The sequence below is a fragment of the Prevotella sp. oral taxon 376 genome (genome assembly GCF_003043945.1).
Taxonomy (GTDB): Bacteria; Bacteroidota; Bacteroidia; order Bacteroidales; family Bacteroidaceae; genus Prevotella.
The window spans coordinates 1436078-1461610 of sequence record NZ_PYXG01000001.1; the positions used below are offsets into that span (position 1 = coordinate 1436078).

The 25533-nt window shown below is 52.2% G+C and carries 22 protein-coding genes; 15 read left to right on the forward strand and 7 right to left on the reverse strand.

Annotation, left to right across the window (positions count from 1 at the left end):
* Positions 1 to 67 precede the first annotated feature (67 nt).
* The 5 genes from C7120_RS06205 (at position 68) to C7120_RS06225 (ending at position 8631) form a co-directional block, all read left to right on the forward strand.
* Positions 68 to 3025 (forward strand): PEP/pyruvate-binding domain-containing protein, encoded by a 2958-nt coding sequence (locus tag C7120_RS06205; protein ID WP_107620801.1) that lies wholly within the window; start codon positions 68 to 70, stop codon positions 3023 to 3025.
* A 287-nt stretch (positions 3026 to 3312) separates the two neighbouring features.
* Entirely contained in the window at positions 3313 to 5085 is a 1773-nt protein-coding gene (locus C7120_RS06210) for a DNA mismatch repair protein MutS (RefSeq protein WP_107621412.1), read from the forward strand.
* A 385-nt stretch (positions 5086 to 5470) separates the two neighbouring features.
* Positions 5471 to 6163 (forward strand): MIP family channel protein, encoded by a 693-nt coding sequence (locus C7120_RS06215; RefSeq protein ID WP_107620802.1) that lies wholly within the window; start codon positions 5471 to 5473, stop codon positions 6161 to 6163.
* 67 nt (positions 6164 to 6230) lie between these two features.
* The gene (locus C7120_RS06220) at positions 6231 to 7430 is read left to right on the forward strand and encodes a sugar MFS transporter (RefSeq protein WP_107620803.1); all 1200 of its coding nucleotides are present in this window, start codon (positions 6231 to 6233) and stop codon (positions 7428 to 7430) included.
* Between the two features lie 187 nt (positions 7431 to 7617).
* Complete coding sequence (locus C7120_RS06225; protein WP_107620804.1) at positions 7618 to 8631, forward strand: class II fructose-bisphosphate aldolase; 1014 nt, start codon at positions 7618 to 7620, stop codon at positions 8629 to 8631.
* A gap of 357 nt (positions 8632 to 8988) precedes the next feature.
* On the opposite strand, the gene C7120_RS06230 is transcribed toward C7120_RS06225, so the two are convergent.
* Positions 8989 to 10035, reverse strand: a complete 1047-nt coding sequence (locus C7120_RS06230; RefSeq protein WP_107620805.1) for a DUF4831 family protein — start codon at positions 10033 to 10035, stop codon at positions 8989 to 8991.
* 15 nt (positions 10036 to 10050) lie between these two features.
* Complete coding sequence (locus C7120_RS06235) at positions 10051 to 11568, reverse strand: NAD(P)H-hydrate dehydratase (RefSeq protein WP_107620806.1); 1518 nt, start codon at positions 11566 to 11568, stop codon at positions 10051 to 10053.
* A 92-nt stretch (positions 11569 to 11660) separates the two neighbouring features.
* Here C7120_RS06235 and hpt point away from each other — a divergent pair, with 92 nt between their 5' ends.
* From hpt to C7120_RS06260, 5 genes are read left to right on the forward strand one after another with little or no spacing between them, the layout of a single operon-like run.
* A complete protein-coding gene (gene hpt / locus C7120_RS06240) occupies positions 11661 to 12197 on the forward strand; it encodes a hypoxanthine phosphoribosyltransferase (RefSeq protein WP_107620807.1) in 537 nt (178 codons plus the stop codon).
* A 4-nt stretch (positions 12198 to 12201) separates the two neighbouring features.
* A complete protein-coding gene (locus C7120_RS06245; protein ID WP_107621413.1) occupies positions 12202 to 12774 on the forward strand; it encodes an adenylate kinase in 573 nt (190 codons plus the stop codon).
* Between the two features lie 13 nt (positions 12775 to 12787).
* Positions 12788 to 13960, forward strand: a complete 1173-nt coding sequence (gene obgE, locus C7120_RS06250) for a GTPase ObgE (RefSeq protein ID WP_107620808.1) — start codon at positions 12788 to 12790, stop codon at positions 13958 to 13960.
* The gene (pgeF, locus tag C7120_RS06255) at positions 13953 to 14732 is read left to right on the forward strand and encodes a peptidoglycan editing factor PgeF (RefSeq protein ID WP_107620809.1); all 780 of its coding nucleotides are present in this window, start codon (positions 13953 to 13955) and stop codon (positions 14730 to 14732) included. The genes obgE and pgeF overlap by 8 nt, the downstream gene beginning before the upstream one ends.
* A gap of 21 nt (positions 14733 to 14753) precedes the next feature.
* Positions 14754 to 15872: a M23 family metallopeptidase gene (locus C7120_RS06260; protein WP_107620810.1), complete on the forward strand. Its 1119-nt coding sequence runs from the start codon at positions 14754 to 14756 to the stop codon at positions 15870 to 15872.
* Positions 15873 to 16023: 151 nt separating this feature from the next.
* Here C7120_RS06260 and C7120_RS06265 read toward each other — a convergent pair whose 3' ends face one another.
* The 3 genes from C7120_RS06265 to C7120_RS06275 form a co-directional block, all read right to left on the reverse strand.
* Positions 16024 to 16215: a hypothetical protein gene (locus C7120_RS06265; RefSeq protein ID WP_107620811.1), complete on the reverse strand. Its 192-nt coding sequence runs from the start codon at positions 16213 to 16215 to the stop codon at positions 16024 to 16026.
* Between the two features lie 251 nt (positions 16216 to 16466).
* Entirely contained in the window at positions 16467 to 16850 is a 384-nt protein-coding gene (locus C7120_RS06270) for a hypothetical protein (protein ID WP_107620812.1), read from the reverse strand.
* Positions 16851 to 16918: 68 nt separating this feature from the next.
* Positions 16919 to 18100, reverse strand: coding sequence for a phosphoribosylaminoimidazolecarboxamide formyltransferase (locus C7120_RS06275; protein WP_107620813.1), 1182 nt, complete (start codon positions 18098 to 18100; stop codon positions 16919 to 16921).
* Positions 18101 to 18475: 375 nt separating this feature from the next.
* Here C7120_RS06275 and C7120_RS06280 point away from each other — a divergent pair, with 375 nt between their 5' ends.
* The 3 genes from C7120_RS06280 (at position 18476) to C7120_RS06290 (ending at position 20998) form a co-directional block, all read left to right on the forward strand.
* Positions 18476 to 20437, forward strand: a complete 1962-nt coding sequence (locus C7120_RS06280; RefSeq protein ID WP_107620814.1) for a leucine-rich repeat domain-containing protein — start codon at positions 18476 to 18478, stop codon at positions 20435 to 20437.
* Between the two features lie 17 nt (positions 20438 to 20454).
* Positions 20455 to 20664, forward strand: a complete 210-nt coding sequence (locus C7120_RS06285) for a cytochrome C (RefSeq protein ID WP_107620815.1) — start codon at positions 20455 to 20457, stop codon at positions 20662 to 20664.
* 100 nt (positions 20665 to 20764) lie between these two features.
* Complete coding sequence (locus C7120_RS06290) at positions 20765 to 20998, forward strand: hypothetical protein (protein WP_107620816.1); 234 nt, start codon at positions 20765 to 20767, stop codon at positions 20996 to 20998.
* Between the two features lie 93 nt (positions 20999 to 21091).
* Here the strand turns inward: C7120_RS06290 and C7120_RS06295 are convergent, their stop codons facing one another.
* Both C7120_RS06295 and rplS read right to left on the reverse strand, forming a co-directional pair.
* Entirely contained in the window at positions 21092 to 22960 is a 1869-nt protein-coding gene (locus tag C7120_RS06295) for a beta-L-arabinofuranosidase domain-containing protein (RefSeq protein WP_107620817.1), read from the reverse strand.
* Between the two features lie 349 nt (positions 22961 to 23309).
* Complete coding sequence (rplS, locus tag C7120_RS06300) at positions 23310 to 23669, reverse strand: 50S ribosomal protein L19 (RefSeq protein WP_107620818.1); 360 nt, start codon at positions 23667 to 23669, stop codon at positions 23310 to 23312.
* 212 nt (positions 23670 to 23881) lie between these two features.
* Between rplS and C7120_RS06305 the strand changes: the two genes are divergently transcribed.
* Both C7120_RS06305 and C7120_RS06310 read left to right on the forward strand, forming a co-directional pair.
* Positions 23882 to 24646, forward strand: a complete 765-nt coding sequence (locus tag C7120_RS06305) for a 5'-nucleotidase C-terminal domain-containing protein (RefSeq protein ID WP_107620819.1) — start codon at positions 23882 to 23884, stop codon at positions 24644 to 24646.
* Between the two features lie 17 nt (positions 24647 to 24663).
* Complete coding sequence (locus C7120_RS06310; RefSeq protein ID WP_107621414.1) at positions 24664 to 25500, forward strand: bifunctional UDP-sugar hydrolase/5'-nucleotidase; 837 nt, start codon at positions 24664 to 24666, stop codon at positions 25498 to 25500.
* Positions 25501 to 25533 lie beyond the last annotated feature (33 nt).

Genomic DNA, 25533 nt, shown 5'->3' on the forward strand with positions numbered 1-25533 from the left:
ATGGAAATCTCACATTCGGAGGCTTTTTATCATGAATTTAATGTATCTTTGCAATAAATTGGAGAATATGGGAAGTCAGTTGCCACGGCAGTGGAGTAAATTCTATTTGAAGGATGTAAACTTCGTAAATCTGATGATGCGGCGCATTTATAATGTGCTCATAGTCGCCAATCCCTATGATGAATTCATGCTCGAAGACGACGGACGCATAGAGGAGAAGATATATAATGAATACATGGAATTGGGTCTTCGCTATCCGCCTACTTTCACCCAGGTGAGCACGATACCGGAAGCCGAGCAGATTCTTGCCACTACGAATATCGACCTTGTTATCTGCATGCCGGGCAATGCGGACAATGACGCCTTCGCGGTGGCCCGTTCCATCAAAGATAAATTTCCCGGAATCCACTGCATTGTGCTGACTCCGTTCTCCCACGGAATCACGAAGCGCATCGAGAATGAGGACATGAGCATCTTCGACTATGTGTTCTGTTGGCTGGGAAACACCAATCTTATCCTGTCCATCATCAAACTGATGGAGGACAAGATGAACCTCGAGCACGATATCGAAGAGGCCGGCGTACAGATGATTTTGCTGGTGGAAGACAGCATCAGGTTCTATAGCAGCATTCTCCCCAACCTCTACAGCTATATCTTGTTGCAAAGCCAGCACTTCTCGACGGAGGCTCTGAATCCCCATGCGGCCACCCTCCGTATGCGGGGAAGACCAAAGGTTGTACTGGCCAGGACCTACGAGGAGGCCTGGAATATCTATCAGAGATATTCTGGAAATGTGCTTGGAGTCATCAGCGATGTTCGTTTCCCTATCCAGGGAAAGAAGGACTCCGAGGCGGGATTGAAGCTCCTGCAGGCCATCCGGAAGCATAATGAGTATGTACCTCTTATCATAGAGAGTTCCGAATCAGCCAATCGTGAGAAGGCCGAGACACAGGGTTTCCACTTTGTGGATAAGAATTCCAAGAAGATCAGTCTTGACTTGCGCCATCTCTTGGAGGAGCATATGGGGTTCGGCGACTTCATTTTCCGCGACCCCAAGACAAAGGAGGAAATCATGCGGGTGCATAATCTGAAGGAGTTACAAGACAATATCTTCTCCATTCCTAATGATTCCATGCTCTATCATATCTCCCGCAATCACATGTCGCGCTGGCTTTCTGCCCGCGCAATCTTTCCCGTGAGTGCCTTTCTGAAGGATGTTACCTGGCACAAACTGCAGGATGTGAACCTGCATCGGCAGATTATTTACGACGCCATCGTACAATATCGGCAGATGAAAAACTTGGGTGTGGTAGCTGTTTTCGACCGAACGAAGTTCGATAAGTTCAGTCATTTTGCCCGGATTGGCGAGGGATCGATGGGTGGCAAGGGGCGTGGACTTGCCTATCTGGACAACATCATCAAGCGCCATCCAGACTTCAACCGGTTTAAAGGGGCGTCAGTGCAGATCCCGCGGACCGTTGTCTTGTGTACAGATGTCTTCGACCAGTTTATGGAGAACAACAATCTCTATCCAATAGCCTTGAGCGACGCAAGCAATGAGGACATTCTACAGGCCTTCCTGAAGGCTCAGTTGCCCGATGATTTCAAAGAAGACTTCTACGCGTTCATTGAGGCTACGCAGAGTCCTATTGCCATCCGTTCTTCCTCGCTGCTTGAGGATGCCCATTATCAGCCTTTTGCCGGCATCTATGCCACCTATATGATTCCCTATCTGGAAGACCGTGAGGAGATGCTCCACATGATGGCCTGCGCCATCAAGAGTGTGTATGCCTCCGTGTATTACAAAGATTCCAAGGTCTATATGGCGGCGACAAGCAATGTCATCGATCAGGAGAAAATGGCCGTGATTCTGCAGGAAGTCGTCGGAAAGCGTTATGGTAATTGCTTCTATCCCAACATCAGTGGCGTGCTCCGTTCGCTCAACTATTATCCGATAGGCGACGAAAAGGCCGAAGACGGCATTGCCTCGCTGGCCTTGGGGCTGGGCAAATATATCGTGGATGGCGGTCAGACCCTCCGCGTTTCTCCCTATCATCCCCATCAAGTGCTCCAGACCAGCGAAATGGAAACGGCCCTTCGGGAGACCCAGACGCAGTTTTATGCCCTTGACATGGGGTGTGTCGGCGAGGATTTCAAGGTTGATGAGGGCTTCAATATTCTCAAGCTGAAAGTCAGGGATGCGGAGAAAGACCACTCGCTGAACTATATCGCATCAACTTATGACCCTTACGACCAGGTCATTCGGCCGGGGCTTTATGAGGGGGGAAGGAAAATTATCAGTTTCGCGGGCGTTCTGCAGCAAGGCGTGTTCCCGCTGCCGGAAATCATGCAGACGGCGATGAAGTATGGCTTGGAGGAAATGAGGCGCCCCGTGGAGATAGAGTTTGCGTGTAACCTGAATGCTGACAGGACGGGGGAGTTCTATCTTTTGCAGATTCGCCCCATCGTCGACAGCAAGCAGATGCTGGAAGAAGATGTAGCGAAGATTCCCGACGAGGAATGCCTGATCCGTTCGCATCACTCTCTGGGACATGGAGTCTCGGAAGACATTGTGGATGTGGTTTATGTGAAGGCTGACGACGGGTTCTCCGCGGCGAACAATCCTGCCATCGCATTGGATATCGAGCGCGTTAACCAGAAGTTCCTTGGTATGGGCAAGAACTATCTGCTTGCGGGCCCGGGCAGGTGGGGTTCCAGCGATTATTGGCTCGGGATACCCGTAAGGTGGCCGAATATCAGTGCCGCGCGCGTCATCGTCGAGGTGGCTTTGAAGAACTATCGCGTGGACCCGAGCCAGGGAACCCACTTCTTTCAGAACCTCACCAGTTTCGGGGTGGGCTACTTCACGGTAGACACGAATGCCGGCAACGGACTCTTCCGCAAGGATATCCTCGATGCGATGCCTGCCGTTGAGGAGACTCGTTATGTGCGTTCTGTGCGCTTTGAGAAACCTCTCAAGATCTTGATGGACGGCAAAAAGCAAGAAGGAGTCGTCTTGATTTAAATCAAGAAATCGGCCAGAATGAGGGGAAAAACCGCAAAACACGATGCTTCTGTATAAATAATGTATATCTTTGCATCGTGTTTTTCATGGTATTAGATTTAAGGTTAACAAAGATTGGGACTCAGCGGAGTCCTTTTTTTATGCTTTTTTGTGAAATCTGATATGAGGAAATCCGAATAAATGGCTTACCTTTGTGGCTCAATGTGAAGTCCTCGGAGCCTCTTTCCGGCCATGCGGCATGGGAGGAGAGGCTGCGGATGGGATTATCCCGAAACGAGATTGACGATATGGCAGACAATGTTTATTATACGGCACAGGCAGGGCGTCTGGCTCTTGAGATTGCGTCTTTGCGTCGCAGGAGTAGAGGGTTGTTGACGGGTGAGCTGCTTCTGTTCCTTGCGTTTATCGCGTTCCTCGCGCTTTATACCATCGTGGATCTTGGCGAATTGCCCCTTGTCTTGTCGCTTTTGTCGCTTCTCCTTTATTTCCTCGTCCGCTATATGGATGTTCGCAACAATTCCGACATCATCTCCTTGACCGATCTGCGTCAGGTCTATCTGGATGAGTTGGAGGCAGGGCAGGGACACTTCGGGTGTTTCGACGCGGGAGAAAGGTATGTCGACAGCCGTCATCCGTTCACCTACGACCTGGATATATTCGGCAAGGACGCGCTCTTCAACCGTATGAGCCGCTGTGTTACCACCAGCGGAAGCGATCGGCTGGCAGACTATTTGTCGTTTGCCCGCATACGCTATCAGGCAGAAGCCATAGAGACTCTCAGCAAAGAAGAAGCGTGGAGGGCACGGTTCATCTCTTTGGGCCAGCAAGGACGAATCGACACGGGCGCAATCCTGGAGTCGGTGCGCGGCATGCAGGGAGTAGGCATACCACCCGTTTTAGGTTCTAAGCCTGTTTTTCTGTCGGCATGGATTCTCCTCCTTGCCTTTTGGGGAGTGATGGCCTTGTCGGTTTTCGGCGTTGTCGAGGCGGGTGTTCCGTTCCTATGGGGGTCGGTGCAGTTCCTGCTTGTTTTCTTTCTTTCGTCTAAATACCTGAAGAGTGTCAGTTCGTCTGCCGATGTCCTGAAGCGTTCCGTCTCGCGGCTGTTGCTCCTGATGCGCCATACCAGGACCCTTGCCGGGGTTCCTGCCGGCTGCCGGCCGCTGTTCCGGCAGTTGGATGAGGCCCTGGATTCGTTTTCCGGGCTCGACAAGATCGTTAGAATGCTCGACCGCAGAGGCAATGTGCTGGGGCTCTTCTTGCTGGACGCCCTGTTCCTGAGTGATATTTTCCTCGTCCGAAAGTGCGTCAGGTGGCAGCGTGCGTATGTAGGGCATATGGGAGAATGGGTAGACGCCATGAGCGAGATGGACGCTCTGGTGTCTATGGCCACTTTCCGCTACAACCATCCGCGCACTTCCTATGCCGAGGTGCTGGATTCCGACGAGTTGGTCTATGAGGCTCACGGACTCCGCCACCCGTTCTTGGGCGAGAGGGCAGTCAGTAACGATTTCACGATAAGCGACAACCATTATTACATGATCACGGGAGCCAACATGGCGGGAAAGAGCACTTTCCTGCGTGCCGTCGGCGTCAACTATGTGCTGGCACGGAATGGAATGCCGGTGTTTGCCGACGCTCTCAAGGTGTCGCGCTATCGCCTTTTCAGCAGCATGCGCACCACCGACGATCTTGCGCACGGCATCAGTTATTTCAATGCCGAGCTGTTGCGGCTCAGGCAGCTGATAGAAAGCCTTCCGCCAACGGGAGCCACGCTCGTGATACTCGATGAAATCCTCAGGGGAACCAACTCTCTGGACAAGCTCAACGGGTCGCGTCTCTTTCTGGAACATATCTCCCGCAGGCATGTTTCCGGCATCATTGCCACGCACGACCTGGAACTGTCGAAGATGGAAAGCGCGCGCTTCCATAACTACTGCTTCGAGATCGGGCTCGACGAGTCGGTTACCTATTCTTATAAGATTGCTCCCGGAGTGGCCCGGAACCAGAATGCCACCTACCTGTTGCGGCAGATGCTCGAAGAGAGTGCCCTCCCGTAGGTTGCCGGAAGGGGCCTTGCGTTTTCTTCCTGGCAGTCGGGAGGTTGACAATCTCGCCGATTTTGTCTGACGATTTCGCCGATTTCGTCCCACGATTTCGCCGATTTTGTCCGCCGGGTGATAGCTTCCGGTTTTGCAAGGCGATACTTTTCATCAGCTTGCAGGCTGCCCCTGTTTGTATGGAATGCCATCAATGGTCAGGGAGTTTAATTTTTTTTGTCAGAAATGTTGCCGCCTATTCTTTTTTTAACTATATTTGCAATGGTCAAGGCAAGTATAGATTTTGAGCGCAATAAAAGTTTTGCGAGTGCGTTATATACTTGACATGCTGGGCACGAAACCATGCCGGGAAAGCAGAAATTATGTTACTTTAATATAGGAAAAAATGAAAAAGTATTTAGCTGAAATGGTCGGCACGATGGTGCTGGTATTGATGGGATGCGGCGCAGCCGTATCTCTGAGGTGTAACAATGCGGATCCCGAGACTGTGATCGGCACAGCCCTCGCCTTCGGTCTGGCAGTAGTGGCTATGGCCTATACGATTGGCGGCATCAGCGGATGCCACATCAACCCCGCCATCACGCTGGGCGTTGCGCTGAGCGGCCGCATGAGCTGGAAAGAAGCCGGCAACTACATGGTCTTCCAAGTTATAGGTGGTATCATCGGCGCAGCCGTTCTCTATCTCATCACTTCCAGTGCTGGGCTTGTCGGTACGGGTGCTAACGACCTGCAGGCCATCAACGACGCTCAGACCATCAGCGTTCTCGGCGGCCTCTTGGCGGAGATTTTCTTCACCTGCGTATTCGTTCTCGTAGTGCTTGGAGCTACTGCCAAGACCAACGGCGCAACCAATAATTTCGCCGGTCTGGCCATTGGCCTGTCATTGGTGCTCGTCCACCTTTGCTGCATTCGCTACACGGGAACATCCGTTAACCCGGCTCGCTCCATCGGTCCGGCTCTCTTTCAGGGGGGTACGGCGCTCTCTCATCTCTGGATATTCATCGTAGGCCCGTTGGTAGGTGGTGCCCTCGCTGCTTATATCTGGAAGCTTGTTGATCCGGCCAAGGCAGTGAAATAAATGGAAACAAACAGTTTTTGTGGGGGCATTGCGACAAGTGTCCCCATGTTCTTTTTAGCTCTTACGGATGCAGAAAAAACCGAATAGACTTACGGAAAGGCGTTTCCTGCTGCCTTTCCTGCTGATTACGGCACTCTTTTTCCTTTGGGGATTTGCCCGTGCCATCCTCGATGTGCTCAATAAGCATCTGCAGAATGAGATGGAAATTTCCATCACTCAGTCGTCGTTGATTCAGGTAACCACTTTCCTGGGGTATTTCCTGATGGCGATACCGGCCGGACTTTTCATTAACAGGAAGGGTTATAGGCGAGGTGTGGTGTTGGGACTGCTGTTGTTTGCGGTTGGTTCCCTGCTGTTTATCCCCGGTGCGTGGATGGGTAGTTTCCGGGTTTTTCTCTTTGCGCTGTTCGTGATCGGCTGCGGCCTCGTATTCCTTGAGACGGCGGCCAACCCGTATGTTACGGAACTGGGACCGAAGTCCACCGCCACGAGTCGCCTCAATCTTTCGCAGTCGTTCAACGGGCTTGGATGCCTGTTTGCCACCTTCGTGGTGGGGCAATTCTTCTTCCGGGGCGACGGCGAGGCCGGCAATGTGGCGCTGCCATATACCGTTCTGGGCGTGATAGTCCTTCTGATCGCCCTTGTTTTCTCACGGATGGAACTACCGGAAATCGTGCACGACGAGGGCGAGGCCCCTGCTGGGGGGCTTCGGAATCTCTCGGAACTCTTTCGTCGGCCGCTCTTCGTCTTCGGGCTGGCCGCCCTGCTGTCTTATGAGGTGGCCGAAATTTCCGTCAACAGCTATTTTATCAACTTCGTAACAGGGATGGGTTGGATGGACGACAATCTTGCTTCCGTCGTCCTCACATGTGCCTTGGCCTTCTTTATGATAGGAAGGTTTTTCGGCAGTTGGATCATGAAGACGATCCGGCCGGAGCGAATGCTCCTCCTGTGTGCCACGGGTACGGTGATCTGCACATGCCTCGTGCTTTCCGATTTGGGGCGAGTTTCCATGATGGCGCTGATTGCCGTCTATCTCTTCGAGGCCATCATGTTCCCCACCATCTTCTCTCTTGCCCTCAAGGGACTTGGAAACCTCACCAAGAGCGCGGCTTCCCTGCTGATGATGACGCCGGTGGGGGGATGTGGATTCCTCCTGATGGGGTGGATGGCCGATAGTGGCAGTCTGCTGCTTCCTTTCCTGGTTCCGCTGCTGGGGTTTCTCGTCGTGATGGCTTATGCCGTGAGAATGACAAGAGAAAGATAGTGGGGGGCAGGATTGCAAACTATATTTTGCAAAAATGAAGATATTTCGTGATATTCAAGGAATATAAAACTTTTTAACTTGTTTGCAACATTATTAAACCCGTATGGGCTTTGAAAAACGAAATAAAAGTCGTAATTTTGCATCAGGTAAGAAAAGATAGTTTCAATAATAAATTATTTATAGAATTATGGCAGTTAGTTACAAAGAATTAGGTCTCGTAAATACACGCGAGATGTTCAAAAGAGCCGTAGACGGTGGTTATGCCATCCCGGCATTCAATTTCAATAACCTGGAGCAGCTCCAGGCCATCATTACAGCTTCTTCTCAATTGAAGTCGCCGGTCATTCTTCAGGTTTCAAAGGGCGCGCGTAACTATGCAAACGCTACGCTTCTCCGTTATCTGGCTGAAGGCGCTGTGGAATATGCGAAGGAATTGGGATGCCATCATCCCGAGATCGTCCTCCATCTTGACCATGGAGACAGCTTCGAGCTCTGTAAGAGTTGCGTAGACATGGGCTTCTCTTCTGTTATGATCGACGGTTCTTCTCTTCCTTACGAGGAGAATATTGCCCTGACCAAGCAGGTGGTAGAGTATGCCCACCAGCACGATGTAACCGTTGAGGCCGAACTCGGCGTGCTTGCCGGTGTTGAGGACGAGGTCGTCGCTGAGGAGTCTCACTATACGAAGCCGGAGGAAGTGATTGATTTCGCTACCCGTACGGGCTGCGATTCGCTCGCTATCTCTATCGGTACCTCTCACGGCGCATACAAGTTTACCCCGGAGCAGTGCACCCGTGATCCGAAGACGGGGCGCCTGGTTCCTCCTCCATTGGCATTCGATGTGCTCCACGAGATCGAGAAGAAACTTCCCGGATTCCCCATTGTGCTCCACGGTTCCTCGTCCGTTCCACAGGAGTATGTGGACATCATTAACAAGTACGGCGGCAACCTGCCTAACGCGGTGGGCATTCCGGAAGAGCAGCTTCGTGAGGCTTCCAAGAGTGCTGTCTGCAAGATTAACATCGACTCAGACTCTCGCCTGGCTTACACGGCGGGTGTTCGTGAGACTTTGGCTGAGCATCCGGACTACTTCGACCCACGCCAGTATGGCAAGGTGGCTCGTAACTACATGATCGACCTCTACAAGCACAAGATTACCGATGTGCTCGGGAGCGACAATAAGTTGGCTAACCTGGACTAATCAGACCATCACGGTTAAGCAAACCACAAATTGAATTGAGGAAAGGCGGAATCTGTCGCGAGACGGAATTCCGCCTTTCTTGTTGCCTGTTTTCGGATTGCCGCATGTCGGGAGGTCAGGGGGAGCTGTCGGTAAAAAGGCTTGCCTGATTGTTACCACTTATTGGTAATCGGGTTGTGAAATCCCATTGCCGGCTTAGAAGGTCATGGAGGGACGGACTTCCGGTCAATGCGCCCGCGCCGTCTTTTTGTTTTCCGGAGAGAGGCTCGTCCTCAGGTCGTCGCGATAAGTTCATGCCCCGCATGCTTTTCCATGAGCATGCGGGGCATGAAACTTTGTCCTGACAGGTGTTGGTGCTTATTTCAGCATCTCGCTTTCTATTTTCTCAATGCTACCCGTAAGCGGGTTCAGGAGCAAGCGGGTCGTCGTCTTCTTTCCAAAGAGTTCGCTGCTCAGACTTTCGGTCTTGCCGAACTGTCCGGCCCAGAGCTCATAGGTCTTCAACGGCTGCTCATATTTATAGAGCGTAACCTTGATCTTGTCGGGAATGTTCACATTCAGTCCGAAGTCGTCCTTGCTCTTCTTCTCATCGCCTGCGGCAGGAGCGTTCTCGGGTATGTTCTGCTCGTCGGTGATACTGATATAATAGGGAGAGCCGCCCAGATCGTCGGGATCGGTGATGCCGGTCCATTTCGAGAATCGGAAGAAGAGCTGTCTCTCCACGCTTTGGGTGGGAATGAAGGTGAGGATTGTTTCCGTCGTGTCCTTGTGTGTGGTGCCCTCGAATGTCTGCAGGAGGGCTGCCTCCTGTGTGTCGAGGTTGTCCATCATGATCTTGAGCTGTGTTCCGTCCTTGGGCATGAAGTCTGCCTGTCCTCGGGAAAGCTGCGCGCGGCTGTCGCGAATCTCGTAGATGTCCTGCGCGCAGAGTTCTGCCATCTTGGCCGTACTTCCCGCCGTGAGGATGTCCTCGTTCATGTAGTTGCGCGGATTGGGCAACGGCTTCTGGGGAACGGGCCTGAAGGCTTCCGGTTCCACGATGCTTTTCCCCTTTGCGTTGATGGCCAGCAGGATGCCGCTGGGGTCTCTGTCAATCTCCGTGATGCTGAGTTTCTTGTCAAGTGTCAAGGTATATTGCTTGGCAGAATCCGGCATGGCCGTGGGGGTCATGCGGATGGCCGCGATGCGATAGGTGGTGGAAGGCTCCAGCCGCACATCCATTTTCTTGAGGTATTTGCCGGAGTAAGCGGCGAACTGGCCGGGCGTGTAGGTGGTCTTTTCTATTAGGAACGAGAACCTCAGGACGGTCTTCGGAAGGTAATAGGTGGTGCCTGCTACAGGCTGCTGCGCCTGTATGTTTAAGAGGAAGCATAGTCCCGTAAGGGTGAGGAATATCTTTTTCATTTTCTGTCTTATTGTTTAGTCGTTCAGTCGCTTGAAGGCTTGTGGCAGATAGTCGATAAGGTCGCTTGCAATGAGGCTTTCCTTTCCCGTCTCCTTGATTGCCAGGTCGCCGGCCATACCGTGCAGGTACATGCCCAGCTGGCACGCCTCCTTCTGTTTATGGCCACGGGCGAGCAGCCCGCAGATGATGCCCGTGAGCACATCTCCGCTCCCCGCCGTTGCCATGCCGGAGTTGCCCGTCGGGTTGAAGATGATTTTTCCATCGGGCAGGCATAAGGCCGAGAAGTGTCCCTTCAAGATGATGTATCCCTGGAGGTGCTCTGCCAGGTCGCGGGCTTTCATCAGCCGTTCGTAGCATCCGTTGCTGGTGTTGCCGGAGAGGCGGTCTAACTCCTTGGGATGCGGCGTCAATATGATGCCCTTGGGCAACTGCTGCATCCACGCACGATGGTTGGAGAGGATATTCAGCGCGTCGGCATCGGCAACGATCGGGCATTGCGTGCGTCGCAGCTGGGCAATCATGGCGATGGCGGTGTTTTCGTGATGACCGAGTCCGGGCCCTATGGCAAGGGCGTCGAAGTCGTCGGTATCTACAGGTTCGGAGAAGTAAGTCTCCTCTCGGTCCATCTGCATCACCGCCTCCGGAACGGTGATCTGCATGATGCCGTAGTTTTTCTTGGGCGTGTGCACTGTCGCCTTGCCCGCCCCGGAGCGCAGGCAGGCGCGCGTGGCCAGCACCGAGGCTCCCGACATGCCATAGCTGCCGGCAATGATGAGAGCACTGCCCATTGTTCCCTTGTGGGCAAAGTCGTCGCGGGGCATTAGCATTGGGCGGATATCGTCTTCCTCCTGAATGTAATAAGGGGCATCGGTTTTTTTTGTAAAATCTTCCGAAAGTCGGATATCAAGCACTTTTACCTTGCCGATGTAGGCCTGGTTGTCAGCCAGGAGCATGGCCAGCTTCTTCTGTTGGAGCGTCAGGGTGAGGTCGGCCCGGATGATGTTTGCTCGGATGTTGTAGGTGTTGTCCTCGGTCATCAGCCCTGACGGGAGGTCGATGCTTACGACTTTTGAGGGACTCTGGTTGATGTATTTTACCAGAGAGGCAAACCCACCGGCCAGCGGCTTGTTCAGTCCAGAGCCGGAAAGGCCGTCGACAACGAGTGTGCTCGCATCGAGTTTCGGAGGGTCGAAGTCTACCTTGATTTCCTTGAAGACGCTGATCTTCTTGTTGTCTATAAGTCTTTGCCGATTGATTTCACAGTCTTCGGAGAGGCGATCGTGGATATTGAAGAGATAGACGCAGACTTTGTATCCCTGTTCCGCCATCTGGCGTGCAACGGCAAGGGCGTCGCCGCCATTGTTTCCCGGACCGGCAAAAACGATGACAGGTGTCTGTCTGGTCCATTCAGAGCAGATGGCAAAGGTGATGGCTTTTGCCGCACGCTCCATTAAGTCAATCCCCCGGATCGGCTCATGCTCCATCGTATATTTGTCCTGCTCGCGTATTTGAGCACCTGTGAAAATCTTCATGTCTCTGCAAAAATACGAAATTAATACTAAACAATCATGCATGTTTGGCATATTTTTTGTAATTTTGCAACAAATATATTTAAAATTGCCTTATGAGCATTGTTAAAATTAAGGACAAAACCTTTAAGACTTTTATCCCTGAAAGTGAGATTCAGCAGCGCGTCAAGGCCGTTGCGGAGAAACTGAACAGGGATATGGATGGAAAGAACCCTTTGTTCCTTGCCGTGCTGAACGGCTCTTTTGTGTTTGCAGCCGACCTGATGCGCTACATCACGATTCCCTCCGAAATCTCGTTTGTGAAGCTCGCCTCCTATCAGGGAACGGCTTCTACGGGAGAGGTAAAGGAGGTTTTCGGTGTTACCGAGGAGCTTCATGGCCGTCATGTGGTGATTGTAGAGGATATTGTGGATACCGGTCTGACCATGAAACGCATGTTGGAGACTCTGGGCACGCGTGAGCCGGCCTCGCTGCACATATGCTCGCTGCTCGTCAAGCCCGACAAGCTTCAGGTGTCGTTGGATATAGAGTATGCCGCCATGGAGATTCCCAACGACTTCATCGTGGGCTATGGGCTCGACTATGATCAGCAGGGGCGCAATTTAAGAGATATTTACAGAATCATAGAATAAGATGATGAAGAATATAGTTATTTTCGGTGCGCCGGGATCAGGCAAAGGCACGCAGAGCGATAAGATGATTGCTCAATATGGTTTCGGGCATATCTCCACGGGGGATGTGCTGCGCGGTGAGATTAAGAACGGGACGGAACTTGGCAAGACGGCCAAGGGATATATCGACCAGGGACAGCTCATTCCCGATGAGTTGATGATTGACATCCTTGCCAGCGTCTACGACGGTTTCGGCAAGGAGCACGAGGGCGTCATCTTCGACGGCTTTCCCCGCACGATTCCCCAGGCCGAGGCATTGAAGAAGATGCTGGCGAAGCGTGGGCACAAGGTGGCAGCCATGATTGAGCTTGATGTCCCCGAGGAAGAGCTGATGAAGCGTCTGGTGCTCCGTGGGCAGCAGAGTGGCCGAACCGACGACAACGAGGAGACCATCAAGAAGCGTCTGAATGTCTACCATAGCCAGACCTCCCCTCTCATAAAGTGGTATGGGAAGGAAGGCATCCATTATCATATAGATGGCTTTGGGGAACTCGACCGCATCTTCGGCGACATCCGCCATGTAATCGATCACCTGTAAGAATCCTGATGGAATGGCAGAATCCAATTTCGTAGATTATGTGAAAATCTACTGCCGATCCGGCAAGGGAGGCAGAGGTTCGATGCATCTGCGCCATATAAAGTATCAGCCGAACGGCGGACCTGACGGTGGCGACGGTGGTCATGGGGGAAGTGTCATCCTTCGTGGAAATCACAACTATTGGACTTTGCTCCATCTGAAATACCAGCGCCATGTGTATGCGGAGCACGGAGGAAACGGTGCCCGCGACAAGCGCCACGGCACCGACGGCAAAGACCAGTATATCGATGTGCCGTGCGGTACGGTGGTGTATAATGCCGAGACCGGCAAATATCTCTGTGATGTTACCTATGACGGGCAGGAAGTGGTGCTCTTGAAAGGAGGCCGAGGCGGCCTGGGTAACTTCCAATTCCGTACGGCAACCAACCAGGCGCCCCGTTATGCGCAGCCCGGAGAGCCCATGGAGGAAATGACCGTCATACTGGAACTGAAGCTTCTGGCCGATGTGGGTCTCGTGGGATTCCCCAATGCGGGGAAGTCGACGCTGCTTTCGACGCTGTCGAGCGCACGCCCCAGGATAGCCAACTATCCCTTTACGACGCTCGAGCCATCGCTGGGTATTGTCGCGTATCACGACCGCCAGTCGTTTGTCATGGCCGATATTCCGGGCATTATCGAAGGAGCGAGCGAGGGAAAGGGGCTTGGTCTCCGCTTCCTGCGGCATATAGAGCGCAACTCGCTGCTACTCTTCATGGTGCCAGGTGATACGGACGATATCAAGAGAGAATATGAAATCCTGCTCAACGAGCTGGAGAAATTCAATCCGGAAATGCTCGACAAGCACCGTGTGCTTGCCGTTACGAAGTGCGACTTGCTGGATGACGAACTGGTAGAGATGCTTCGGGAGACGCTTCCGACAGATTTGCCCGTCGTCTTCATCTCGTCGGTAACCGGAAAAGGATTGAGTCTACTCAAGGATATTCTTTGGAAAGAGCTGAACAGCGAGAGTAATAAATTGTGGGAAATCACGGCTGAAGACACGCTCGTGCACCGCGACAAGGACATGGGAAGCTTTGTGGCGGAGCTGCGTGATGAGGGTGAAGACGGGACGATAGAGTTCATCGACGAGGATGAGATAGAAGATCTTGACGATTTCGAGTACGAGGAGGACGGGGCAGATGCTTAGGCCCCGGCTGACTTATTATAATATAGGTGGAGGTGTAGTAGCGTTTTCCACGACCCGGCATGGCGGCGTGAGTAAGGACAGCTATGGCGAATTCAACATCAATCCCTATTGTGGCGATACCCCAGAGGCTGTCAGCGAGAACAGGGAAGCCCTTGCGAACGAGCTTGGAATCCAGCCAGATCACATTGTCTTGCCACATCAGACCCATGGGACGGGTATCTATGGAATTGTGCCCGACTTCTTTCTCCTGAGTACGGAACAGAGACGGGCATCGCTCGATGGGGTCGACGGTATGCTGACCGATATGCGGGGAGTCTGCATCGGGGTGTCGACAGCCGATTGCATTCCTGTCTTGCTTTATGACGAGGAACATCATGCCGTTGGTGCGGTGCATTCAGGATGGCGGGGAACTGTAAAGGGCATCGTGGCGAAAGCCGTCCGGGAGATGGGCAGGCAATTTCATACCGATGTTCACAAACTCAGGGCCGTGGTCGGTCCGGGCATCTCGCTCGAGAACTTCGAGGTGGGAGATGAGGTATATGACGAATTTGCCAGTACGGGGTTTGACATGTCTCATATGGCCAGAAAATATGAAAAATGGCATATCAACCTGCCGGAGTGTTGCCGTATTCAGTTGATAGATACGGGAGTGAGCCCACAGAATATCCAGATGGCAAATGTGTGCACCTACTCTCAAGTTGATGATTATTTCTCTGCCCGCCGGTTAGGTATTGCGTCGGGGAGAATTTTTACTGCGATTATGATTAGATAGGGCGCAAACCCGGAACCTGAAATGAAGAAAAGAAAGAAAATAAGAAATCTCCTGGTCTGCGGCGTGGTCGTCGTGATGATGTCGTCGTTTGCGCCGGTAAAGGATACCTTCACGCCGGCGGAGCAACAGCAGATCAGTATTGAAACGCCGGGGCTTTTCATCCGTTCCAATGCTTTCAGCGTCGATTTCGGCAGTCTTAAAAACAGTGAATACAGTTTCCCGCTTCCCGTGGGAAAGGCTGAACTTGCGGACGGGAACGCCAATCTGAAGATTACCACGAAGAAAGGAGATGTCGTAAAGGCGATGTTCGACGGAGTTGTCCGCCTTTCCCGTAAGGACGGAAAGTTGGGCAATGTCATCGTGATCCGCCATTCCAACGGCTTGGAAACGGTCTATGGAGATAATGGTGAGAATCTTGTAAAGGTAGGGCAGAGTGTCAAGGCAGGGCAGTCTGTTGCCCTTGTGGGAGGTCGGGAAGGACGAGCCTACTGCACATTTGCCATTATGGTGAATGGTGGCCGCATCAATCCAGAGACCCTGATAGAGCTTGCCAGCCATCGGCTTCGTAAGCAGGAAGTGGTCTTTCGAAGGTCGGGAAACCGCATAGCTGTCGCTGTTTCCAGGAAGGAGAAAATCGAGGAGAAGGGATATACGGCATCGAATCCCAATGCGACGAACCGTCTCGACCTCCGGAAACTGAAGGAGCAAGAATGGGCTTATCCGTTGCCGGGATGCAAGGTGATCAGCGATTACGGCCGTCGTGGCCGCTGCATGCATACAGGTGTAGACCTGAAGACAAAACCCAATGATAAGATTTATGCCGCTTTTGACGGTGAGGTAACCATGTCCAGACCGTATTACGGGTATGGAAATTATATCATTATCAAGCATCCTAACGGGCTGGAGACTCACTATAGTCATCAGTCGCGCAACTATGTGAAGAAGGGTCAGAAGGTAAAGGCGGGTGAAGTCGTCGGCCTGACGGGTCGCACGGGGCGTGCCACAACGCCTCATCTGCATTTTGAGACCGTGTTCAAGGGGAAGCGTTTCAATCCTGCACAGCTCTTTAACCATGCGACGAAGCAGCTCCGTTCCCACACCTTAGTTATTAAAGGAGGAATTGTCAAGGCGGAGAAGTAGGCTTTTAAGAAAGGAATCAGATAAGGGAAATAAAATAAGTAGCGGCAATCTTCAACAAAGGTAGCCGCTATTTTTGTGGCAAGCAGTCATTAAGGAATAGCGTCTCCACCGCCTATTACCGCATATAGGGCAGTAAGTGCGAACGCACTCCTTATTTCCCCTTGTGCCGGTTGGCACGCTGTTCCCGATATTTGGCTTTCTGCCGTGCGGATCCGGAGCCGTGTGCACCCGTGATATACTTCTTTTTCTTGGCCTTGGTCTTTACCTTTTTGTCCTTGGAGCCTCCTTTCGGTGCCCCCTTGAAGACGATGCCACTTTCGATAATGTCGTCTATTTCGTTCATGTTCAATAGTATGAAGTCTTGTTAATGATCATCTCCATGGGAGATTTCGCGTCCTCCTGTGAGAGTTGGCAAAGGACCTTGGAACGGCCTGTATCCATAGTCTGAAGCATTTTCCTTCGTCTGAATGGTTTCAGGGAATGTTGTTGCAAAGATATAACGGAATCTTGAGAAACACGAAGAATTTGCGAACGAAACACGGAATTTAGTCAAATTGAAATGGAGAGGTCTGGCTTAGGTCTGGCCATAGCTCGTCAGAATGAGATGCTGAAAGCCCCTCCCAGGGTGAAGGACAACATTTCTTTCTTCATGACGGTCGTATTCGGATGGATATAGTCGACAGCTTTGACAGGCCGGCCTTCGACGGTCAGCCTATGCGCGGCTTTGTTCCTGAATTCCGTGGGATAGTATGCGATGTAGTAATGTTTACGGGTAAAGTCGTCGTCGAAGAATATTCGCCAGGCCATGAGTGAGTGATAGGCGAAGGCAAGTGAAAGTCCCATGTCAAGGTTTGTTGAATTATAGGCATCCACACAAAGGTAGTCCCACTTGCTGGAATAGGCATTCCCGTCGTCAGCGGAAGTCCCTTTCAGCTCGTGGGTGAGAAATTCTCGCCCATCGTCCGTATCATAGCCCATGTCGATGTCGCGCTGATGTCCCTTAGCCTCGGCATTGTTTACATTTTGAGCATCTGTTTCCGCCTACATTAGTGATGGAAGAGTCTTACATGGGTGAACGCCATGGCGATGCCGTATTTGTCGCAGGTGTCGATGACATGGTCGTCGCGGATGGAGCCGCCGGCCTGTGCGATGTATTTCACGCCACTCTTATGGGCGCGCTCGATATTGTCGCCGAACGGGAAGAAGGCATCGCTGCCGAGGGCCACATCCGTGTTTTGGGCTATCCAAGTTTTCTTCTCCTCCGTGGTCAGAGGTTCCGGCTTCTCGGTGAAGAATTGCTGCCATGTGCCCTCCCGCAATATATCCTCGCTCTCATCGCCGATATAGAGGTCGATGGTGTTGTCTCGGTCGGCACGGCGGATGCCCGGCTTGAAAGGCAGGGCCATGACCTTCGGGTTCTGGCGCAGCCACCATATGTCGGCCTTGTTGCCGGCAAGGCGGGTGCAATGGATGCGGCTCTGCTGTCCGGCTCCTATGCCGATGGCCTGTCCATCCTTTACATAGCACACGGAGTTACTCTGTGTATACTTCAGCGTGATAAGGCTGATGATGAGGTCGCGCTTAGCTTCCGGGGTAAAGGTCTTGTTTTGCGTGGGAACATCTTCAAACAAGGCATCGTCGTCGAGACAGACTTCATTGCGCCCTTGTTCAAAGGTTATGCCGAACACCTGCTTGCGCTCGATGGGGGCGGGCTTGTATTCCGGGTCGATTTTGATGACATTATAGGTTCCTTTGCGCTTCTCCTTCAAGATCTCAAGGGCTTCGGGGGTAAAGTCCGGGGCTATCACGCCGTCGCTCACTTCCCGCTTGATGAGCAGGGCAGTGGCTTTGTCGCAGGTGTCAGAGAGTGCCACGAAATCGCCATACGAACACATGCGGTCGGCTCCACGGGCACGGGCATAGGCATTGGCTATGGGCGTAAGCTCGAAGTCTATGTCGTCTACGAAGTAGATTTTCCTAAGTGTGTCGCTCAAGGGAAGTCCTATCGCGGCTCCTGCCGGGCTCACATGTTTGAACGAGGCGGCTGCGGGAAAGCCCGTGGCAGCCTTCAGCTCTTTCACAAGTTGCCATGAGTTGAGGGCGTCGAGGAAGTTGATATATCCGGGGCGACCGCAGAGAATCTGAATGGGAAGTTCACCCTCTTCCATGAAAATCCGTGAGGGTTTCTGATTCGGGTTACATCCGTACTTAAGGGAAAACTCTTTCATGTGGGTTGAAGATTATCTTTTAATGTCTGCAAAGATACTAAAAAGAATGGAAAAAGATATGCGTAAAAATGCTTTAATTGTATTTTGAAAGGTTAGAATGCGGGAGAACATAGTTAAATATCTATAAACGGTTGCTGATGAAAGATATTCTGGCTACCTTTGCGCACGATATTAGCTACTCGCCCATGTCGCCATTTCGGATAAGGTGGGGGAACTCATGTGGAGAGTTGAACAAGAAAATAGGTTGTAATCTATAGCATTTCATATTTTTTGGTGTATGGGCGGTTCCCCGTCCTTGATTGGCAATTGATAGTTACTTTCGATGTAATTGATAATTAATGATATAATTTATAATAATAAAATTTGGATAGACAAATGAGAAAAATCTACATGTTAGGAGTGCTTTGCTTGATGGCGATAACCGTCAAGGCCGCTCCTACTGTTGCCAAAGAGGGCAATGTGCTGGTAATTACGGTAAATGCGCCGGGCGACCTTGCCTCGTCGAATTTCAGCGACGAGCAACGGGCGGCCACCAGGGTGAAGCTGGTTACGGCGGCAGGAGTGAGCCTCGCCACTTCTGATGTCAAGGATTTCCTGGGGCAGGACTGGTCGACGCCCCAGTTCAGCATGATGACCGACTTGGATATGAGTGATGTGAATCTTGCCAATAGCGCGGACATCATCCACCTCAGAAACTCCCAAAACCTGAACAACGGCGGCACTCTGGGCACGCTCACGCTGCCCAGGTCTCTGGAGTCGTTCCCTCAAGGCACGCTGGACGATCACACGAAATGGACCAAAATCGTATTTCCGAATGTCGGGGAAGGAACAGAGGCGAAGACGGTGATCGCCAACGGCGCTTTTTCCGGCATCAAGTCGATCAGAGAAGTAGTGATAGGCACGAGTGTGAAGCGCATCGGACAGAACGCTTTCGACCAATGCTCCAACCTCGAGTCTCTAGATTTCCTCTATGGGGTAACGCGCATCGACGGCTCTGCCTTCAATGGATGCACCGGCCTCAAGGATGTTGTGCTTCCGGAAACTCTTGTCGATATTGGCGTAGAAGCCTTCGGAGCCTGCTCCAATCTAACCTCCATACGCTTGCCCAATTCGCTGAAGACGATTCAGAGAGAGGCTTTTGCCAACTGTACTGGGCTCACGAAGATCGTAATTCCGCCGAGCGTGGAGCAGATAGAGCAGTTGGCCTTTGATAACTGTACGGGCCTTACAGATGTGTATGTGTTAGGTAAAAACACCAAATGTGCCAACCAGGCCTTTGCTCCCACCAACATGACCTACGGCTATTCGTATGCGGGGGCAGGCAATGGAGAGACTGTTTCCATCGACAAATTCAGCACCCAGACGGGAAAATATCTCTTCCTGCATTACCCGAAAGAGGCCTATGAGACCTATGTGAACAAGTATATCCGCCTTATCGGGACTCCTGAATATAGTCAGCAGACGGAATATCCTGACTATAACAATAAGTGGGTCAAGGACGAGAAAGGCAACAAACTGCCCGTGATGGCCGACAACTATTTCGACGGCAAGGGCGGCGAGTATGCCGGTTGGTGGAACTTCATGCTCGGGAAACCCATCACTCATATATATGAGGACGACCGGCTGGTGGATGGGAAGTGGTATTCTGTCTGCTATCCTTTCGACCTGAGCGCCGTAGAAATAGGCATGGCTTTCGGCAATACCACGGAAGTATGCGAGTTTTCAGGGGCAAGAATCGTGCAGGACGGCGAGGGCAACGACTGCCTGACATTGAGCTTCAGCGAGCCGGTAACCTCGATGAAGGCCCATCATCCATACATGATTCATCCCGGACTGCACAAGGCGAAGAGCATTATGATCATAGGAGTGCAGTTTGAAGAGACCACGAATCCCGACCAGTTTAAGGATGAGCTGGAAGGGGAGGCCGTAACCAAGGTAGACGAGAAAGGCGTAAGCTATACCTTCATCGGCAACTATGCGAAGGATGTGTATGTGCCGCGCTCTGGTTACTATTACTATTCAGGCACGGATCCCCGCTGGAGCAACGGCTTTTATAAAGCTAATCGTGATAATGCAAAGTTCACCCCTACTTCGGCTGTCATCAGGGTTAGTCGTGATAACGGCATCACCCATGCCAAGGGAGTATTCTATGACGAGCCCAACGGGACCACCACGGGTATCGAGTCGGGTTTTGCGGGAGTGTTGCCATCTTCCGGAAGGAGCGCGGGCAATGTCTACAGTGTCTTCGGCCAGTTGGTGCGCAAGGAGTCTGCGGGACTTGACGGGTTGCCACAAGGCATCTATATCGTGAATGGCAGGAAAATAGTAATTCGTTAATTAAGGAAAGGAAAAAGATGGAAAAGAAATATATTGCCCCCGAAAGCTTCGTTGTTTTTGTGGAGAGCGGCGAGGATCTGATGGCCGCCTCGGGCCAGAAAGAGGGATATCATATCGGTGGCCCGGACTCACAATGGCCAAAACAGGGAGACATAAAGGAAGACGACGGCAGCGGGCCGGGTGTTTCCGGTGCCAAGAGTCATTCCTTCTTTTTTGATGAGGATTGACCTCTCGCATTTCTGACTTCCTAAAAAAATATGTGGAGAAGCGATGCGACCAACGAATATTTTTCGTATTTTTGCGGTAGATTTTCAAGGTTCATCGTTTATGAGACATGAGTTTATGAGGTTCGTGGATGAGTTGGAGCATGAGTTTGGTAAGCATCTTGATGCCCGCAAGCTATGGTGTTGGGTGAGAAATCACAAGCATCTGTCAAGCGAAACGCTCGACCGGCTGGCCTTGCTGACGGGTTTCCAGACATGGAACGACCTCCAGGAAGCCCTCCGTGGGGAGGGAGATGCCTCGCTGAATTATGAAGATGAGAAGTCTAAGAAGGCTTAGCCGTTAAACTTCCGCGCTTCAGCGAACATGAAAGAAAAAGCCTCATTAGAGTCGGATGATTCTCAAATGAGGCTTTTTATTTTGTCCTTGTCTTTATTCTTTGGGCATCCAGGTGCAGATTTGCTTTCCCTTCCATCCGTCTACCGACGAATAGTCCACCATGTGGATGTTGCCTGTGGTCGTAGGTACGAGGAATTCCATGCGTGTGCCGGGCTTCTGCGGCTTGACGGGCGTGAGCTTCACTTCGCCGTTGGCATCGGCCTTTATCCTGATGGGCTTATTGTAGTCGGGGTCTATGTTCTCGTCGCGGGCAAGCACTATGGGGCCGTAGGTTACGGCTTCACAGTTCCATCCTGCGGGATTGCTGCCGTGAGGAGCTTCCACGAGCCTTGCCTTCATGTCGAGGACAAGCTCTATCCGGTCGCCTTTTTCCCATTTGCGGTTGATGGCGAGATATTTCCCCGCCACGGCATTCTCTACAGGACGGCCGTTGACACTCACTTTCGTGTCTTTGCTCCATGCGGGAATATGGAGCCGGAAGGTGAATCTCTCGCCCTTCAGTTTTGTGAGTTTTATCGACACCTTATTACAATATGGGAATTCGGAGGTGATGAGAAACTTCACTTCCCTGCCTTTTGCGGTCTTGGCCGTGATGCCGGCGGCGTTGTAGAGGTTTATCACGGGTCCCTCTTTTCCTTGCATGACCGCCACGAAGGGAATATAGGCCAGCCCCATCGGGCCGCTCAAGTTGCAGCAGGTAACAGACAGTCCGTCGATGTTCGTGCCCCATCCCGAGTCGGTAACCTTGCGCCCATTGAGCAGGTTCACATAGCTGAATCCGTCGCCTCCCGGCTTCATGGCTCCGAGGAGTCCGTTGTAGATGTATTTCTCGATATACTCCACGGCCGACGGGTCGCCCGTGATGCGCAATATCTGGCTGCAGAGCTTCATCCAGGTAACGCCCGCGCAGGTCTCCATCATCCGCTTGATGTTGGGATTGGTCTGCTCCAGGGCGGTGTCGTCCCATGCCTCACCCTTCCATTTCGGATAGTAGGGCTGGTCGGCTCCACCGTTTCCGATGAGGGTGATCTCCCGCTTCTTGATGTTCTCGAAGAGGTTCATGAAGGCCGTGCGGATGCGCTCGTCGCCCGTACAGCGATAGTATTCCACGGCTCCCTCAAAGAGAGAAAGCATCTCGTAGGCCTTGGGATAACCGGCTCCCATCTTGCGCGGCAACACATTGTCGCAGGCTTCCTGAAACAGGTCGGCGCCCTTGCATCCACCCTCCTTGACCAGATAAGTGCAGAAGTCGAGGTATTTCTTGTCGCCCGTGAGCTGATACATGCGCATCATCGGTTCCATGACGGTGAACGACTCGATGCCGTTGTGGCTCCAGCCCTGCGTGGTCATGCGGGTCTTTGGCGCATAGCCTATCTGGTCGACAATGCTGTTGGCCTCGTCGATCATGAGCTTCAGGACGCGTGGATCCTGCTTCACATGGGCATAATACTGGCTTAGACCGAGCAAGACATACTTTCGTTCCCACATGTCTCCTCCCTTGCCGTAGGGCTGCTTGTCGGGGGGGACGGTGGCAATGGTACCGTTGCTGCGCACCACTCCGAACACTTCTTCGACCGTCTGTTCGAGAATGGCTTTCAGATCGGCGTCGTGTGTGTATCCATAAAGCATCGAACCGCTGCGCACGGCCTTAGCCCACATCTCGCCGAGAGCGAAGATCGGCGCGCCTTTTACATAGAACTCCATGAGTTTCCTGTAAGGCACCACGCCCTTGTTCCAGTGTTCTATGCTGTTCAGAATGTCGTTCTGGAAATAGTTGGTGAGCTGGACTTGTCCGTCGGGGAGTGGCTCGAACACATCGTTCACCTTGATAACCTGCCCGCTTGCGGTGGTGGCACAAACCGTCATGGCCGTCAGGAAGAGGCCTTTGAATAGATGTCTCATGATAATGTAGTTTTCCACAAAGATACTCAAAAGTAGCTGCCCGTGCAAGCATTCCCGATCTTTTTGCCCCCTGAAAGTGGCATTTGTTGCGCAAATTTATCGTCTCCGGCGGGATTGGACATGGCTTTCGGAAAGTGTTTCAGTAACTGAAACTCGGAGTTTCAGCTGTTGAAACAAAGACAAGAAGTTGCTTTTGTGCTTATGGAAGCTGGCTTCTGCGTCTACAAGAGGCGGTTTCCATGTCTGCGGAACGGAGCTTCCGTCGTTTCCGCCGGCGATAGGGAAACTAAAGAGAGGTGCCTCCTGCCGGGGACACCTCTCTCTATTTCTTTCCGAAAAAAGCAGGAAACTACTCTGCTGAAATGGTTCTCTTCTCCTTGATGCGGGCAGCCTTACCGGTGAGCTTGCGCAGATAGTAGAGCTTCGCACGACGAACCTTACCGCGCTTGTTAACCTCAATGCTGTCTATGTTGGGCGACTCCATAGGGAAGATACGCTCTACGCCTACGGTTCCGGACATCTTGCGGACGGTGAAACGCTTCTTCTCGCCGTGGCCGCATATCTTGATTACTACGCCACGATAGAGCTGGATACGCTCCTTGGTACCCTCGACGATTTTGTAAGCGACAGTTACGGTGTCTCCGGCTTTGAACTCCGGGACCTGCTTGCCGGTTGCAAATGCTTCTTCAGCAACTTTAATTAAATCCATTGTATGTTTAAATTAAATTTGTTTGTCGTTCCAACTCAACATGGCGTAATGACTCTTCCATCAACCAGCGGTTAAGCCGAAAAGCGGTGCAAAGTTACTATTTTTTTGTCTTCCGGCCAAATGTTTTAGGGGAAAAGTGAAGATTTACCGCGACGCACCTTTTGTGAATTGCCAAATTATGACTATCTTTGCAGCAAGAAACATTTTCTGATATGAAGAAAAATACCATTCTAACGGCAATGCTCGGGATGCTTCTCGCATGCTCGTCGTGCCGTTCCCATTATGTACTGAAAGGCGTCGAGCGCTCCAGAATACTCATCGACCAGCGCTACGACGCAAGTCCCGACGCCGCAGCTGTCGCCTTTCTCGCTCCCTATAGGCATACGGTGGACTCGATCATGAGCCCCGTGGTGGGAGAAATCGACCATTATATGGCGGTCGGTCAGCCGGAGAGCGACCTTTCGAACCTGCTCGCCGATATTCTGGTCTGGGGCTCGAAGAGGTTTAACGAGATACCCGATTTCGCCGTGTATAACATGGGAGGCATGCGCGCGGCCTTCGTCAAGGGAAAGATTACCTATGGAGATGTGCTTGAGGTGGCTCCGTTTGAGAACAAACTCTGCCTGCTCACGCTGAGTGGCGAGAAGGTGATGGAGTTGTTCGGGCAGATAGCCATGCGGGGTGGCGAGGGCGTGAGCCACGGTGTGCAGCTAGTCATCACGAAGGACGGAAAGCTCAGGCGTGCTCGCCTGAACGGAAAGGAGATAGACCCGCAGGCGTCTTACCGTGTCGCCACGCTCGACTATGTGGCCCAGGGAAATGACCACATGGAAGCCTTCAAGGCCAAGACCGACTTGGTGTCGCCGCAGGGCGCAGAGAACAATGTGCGCTTCATCATCATGGACTACTTCCGTGAGATGCAGAGACAGGGAAAGGTCGTCAACGCGAAGAAGGAAGGTCGAATCGTAGTAGAATGAAAACGGAGGGAAAAATGATGAAAAAACTGAATATGATAGCGCTCTTCTGCCTCTGCTCGATGGCTGTGATGGCGCAAAAGACGATAATCATACTGCATACCAACGATACCCACAGCTGCATCCTGCCGCTGAACCCGCACCTTGCCGACACCATGCTGGCAGGGCGGGGAGGCTATCTGCGCCGCATTGCCATGCTCAAGGAAGAGCGGCGGAAAAATCCCGACTTGCTGCTCTTCGACAGCGGCGACTTCTCGCAGGGATCGCCGTACTATACCCTTTACAAGGGCGATGTGGAGGTGGAATTGATGAATCGGATGGGCTATGTGGCCGCTACCGTGGGCAACCATGAGTTTGATTTCGGCATCGAGAACATGGCACGCATCTTCAAGAAAGCCAAATTCCCGATTCTCTGCACCAACTACGACTTCACGGGGACGGCGATGGAAGGCCTCGTGAAGCCCTATATCATCGTGAGACGGAAGGGTGTGAAGATTGGCGTTTTTGCACTCGACCCGAAGATGGACGGGCTTGTGGACGCTACGAAGTGCAAGGGCGTGAAGTATCTGGACCCGACGAGGACGGCGCTGGAGACGGCTACCATGCTGAAGGAAAAGAAGAAATGCGATCTTGTCATCTGCATTACTCATCTCGGCGTGGGGCAGCCCGAGGATGGCGATGAGCAGGTGGTGGCAGGCTCGAGGAATATCGACCTGGTGCTGGGAGGGCATTCCCACACTTATCTGAAGGAATTGCTCTATGTGAAGAACATGGACGGGAAGCCCGTGCCCATTGACCAGAACGGCAAGCATGGCATCTTTATCGGAAAGATAGAGCTGCAGGTGGCGAAGAAATAGGCCGTTGTCAGCGGCACGAACCGATGTCCCTTG

Bases quoted from the DNA above. Each gene is read 5' to 3' on its own strand.
- C7120_RS06205 (WP_107620801.1), top strand. From the start codon at position 68: ATGGGAAGTCAGTTGCCACGGCAGTGGAGTAAATTCTATTTGAAGGAT.
- C7120_RS06210 (WP_107621412.1), top strand. From the start codon at position 3,313: ATGGCAGACAATGTTTATTATACGGCACAGGCAGGGCGTCTGGCTCTT.
- C7120_RS06215 (WP_107620802.1), top strand. From the start codon at position 5,471: ATGAAAAAGTATTTAGCTGAAATGGTCGGCACGATGGTGCTGGTATTG.
- C7120_RS06220 (WP_107620803.1), top strand. From the start codon at position 6,231: ATGCAGAAAAAACCGAATAGACTTACGGAAAGGCGTTTCCTGCTGCCT.
- C7120_RS06225 (WP_107620804.1), top strand. From the start codon at position 7,618: ATGGCAGTTAGTTACAAAGAATTAGGTCTCGTAAATACACGCGAGATG.
- C7120_RS06230 (WP_107620805.1), bottom strand. From the start codon at position 10,035: ATGAAAAAGATATTCCTCACCCTTACGGGACTATGCTTCCTCTTAAAC.
- C7120_RS06235 (WP_107620806.1), bottom strand. From the start codon at position 11,568: ATGAAGATTTTCACAGGTGCTCAAATACGCGAGCAGGACAAATATACG.
- hpt (WP_107620807.1), top strand. From the start codon at position 11,661: ATGAGCATTGTTAAAATTAAGGACAAAACCTTTAAGACTTTTATCCCT.
- C7120_RS06245 (WP_107621413.1), top strand. From the start codon at position 12,202: ATGAAGAATATAGTTATTTTCGGTGCGCCGGGATCAGGCAAAGGCACG.
- obgE (WP_107620808.1), top strand. From the start codon at position 12,788: ATGGCAGAATCCAATTTCGTAGATTATGTGAAAATCTACTGCCGATCC.
- pgeF (WP_107620809.1), top strand. From the start codon at position 13,953: ATGCTTAGGCCCCGGCTGACTTATTATAATATAGGTGGAGGTGTAGTA.
- C7120_RS06260 (WP_107620810.1), top strand. From the start codon at position 14,754: ATGAAGAAAAGAAAGAAAATAAGAAATCTCCTGGTCTGCGGCGTGGTC.
- C7120_RS06265 (WP_107620811.1), bottom strand. From the start codon at position 16,215: ATGAACGAAATAGACGACATTATCGAAAGTGGCATCGTCTTCAAGGGG.
- C7120_RS06270 (WP_107620812.1), bottom strand. From the start codon at position 16,850: ATGGGCTATGATACGGACGATGGGCGAGAATTTCTCACCCACGAGCTG.
- C7120_RS06275 (WP_107620813.1), bottom strand. From the start codon at position 18,100: ATGAAAGAGTTTTCCCTTAAGTACGGATGTAACCCGAATCAGAAACCC.
- C7120_RS06280 (WP_107620814.1), top strand. From the start codon at position 18,476: ATGAGAAAAATCTACATGTTAGGAGTGCTTTGCTTGATGGCGATAACC.
- C7120_RS06285 (WP_107620815.1), top strand. From the start codon at position 20,455: ATGGAAAAGAAATATATTGCCCCCGAAAGCTTCGTTGTTTTTGTGGAG.
- C7120_RS06290 (WP_107620816.1), top strand. From the start codon at position 20,765: ATGAGACATGAGTTTATGAGGTTCGTGGATGAGTTGGAGCATGAGTTT.
- C7120_RS06295 (WP_107620817.1), bottom strand. From the start codon at position 22,960: ATGAGACATCTATTCAAAGGCCTCTTCCTGACGGCCATGACGGTTTGT.
- rplS (WP_107620818.1), bottom strand. From the start codon at position 23,669: ATGGATTTAATTAAAGTTGCTGAAGAAGCATTTGCAACCGGCAAGCAG.
- C7120_RS06305 (WP_107620819.1), top strand. From the start codon at position 23,882: ATGAAGAAAAATACCATTCTAACGGCAATGCTCGGGATGCTTCTCGCA.
- C7120_RS06310 (WP_107621414.1), top strand. From the start codon at position 24,664: ATGAAAAAACTGAATATGATAGCGCTCTTCTGCCTCTGCTCGATGGCT.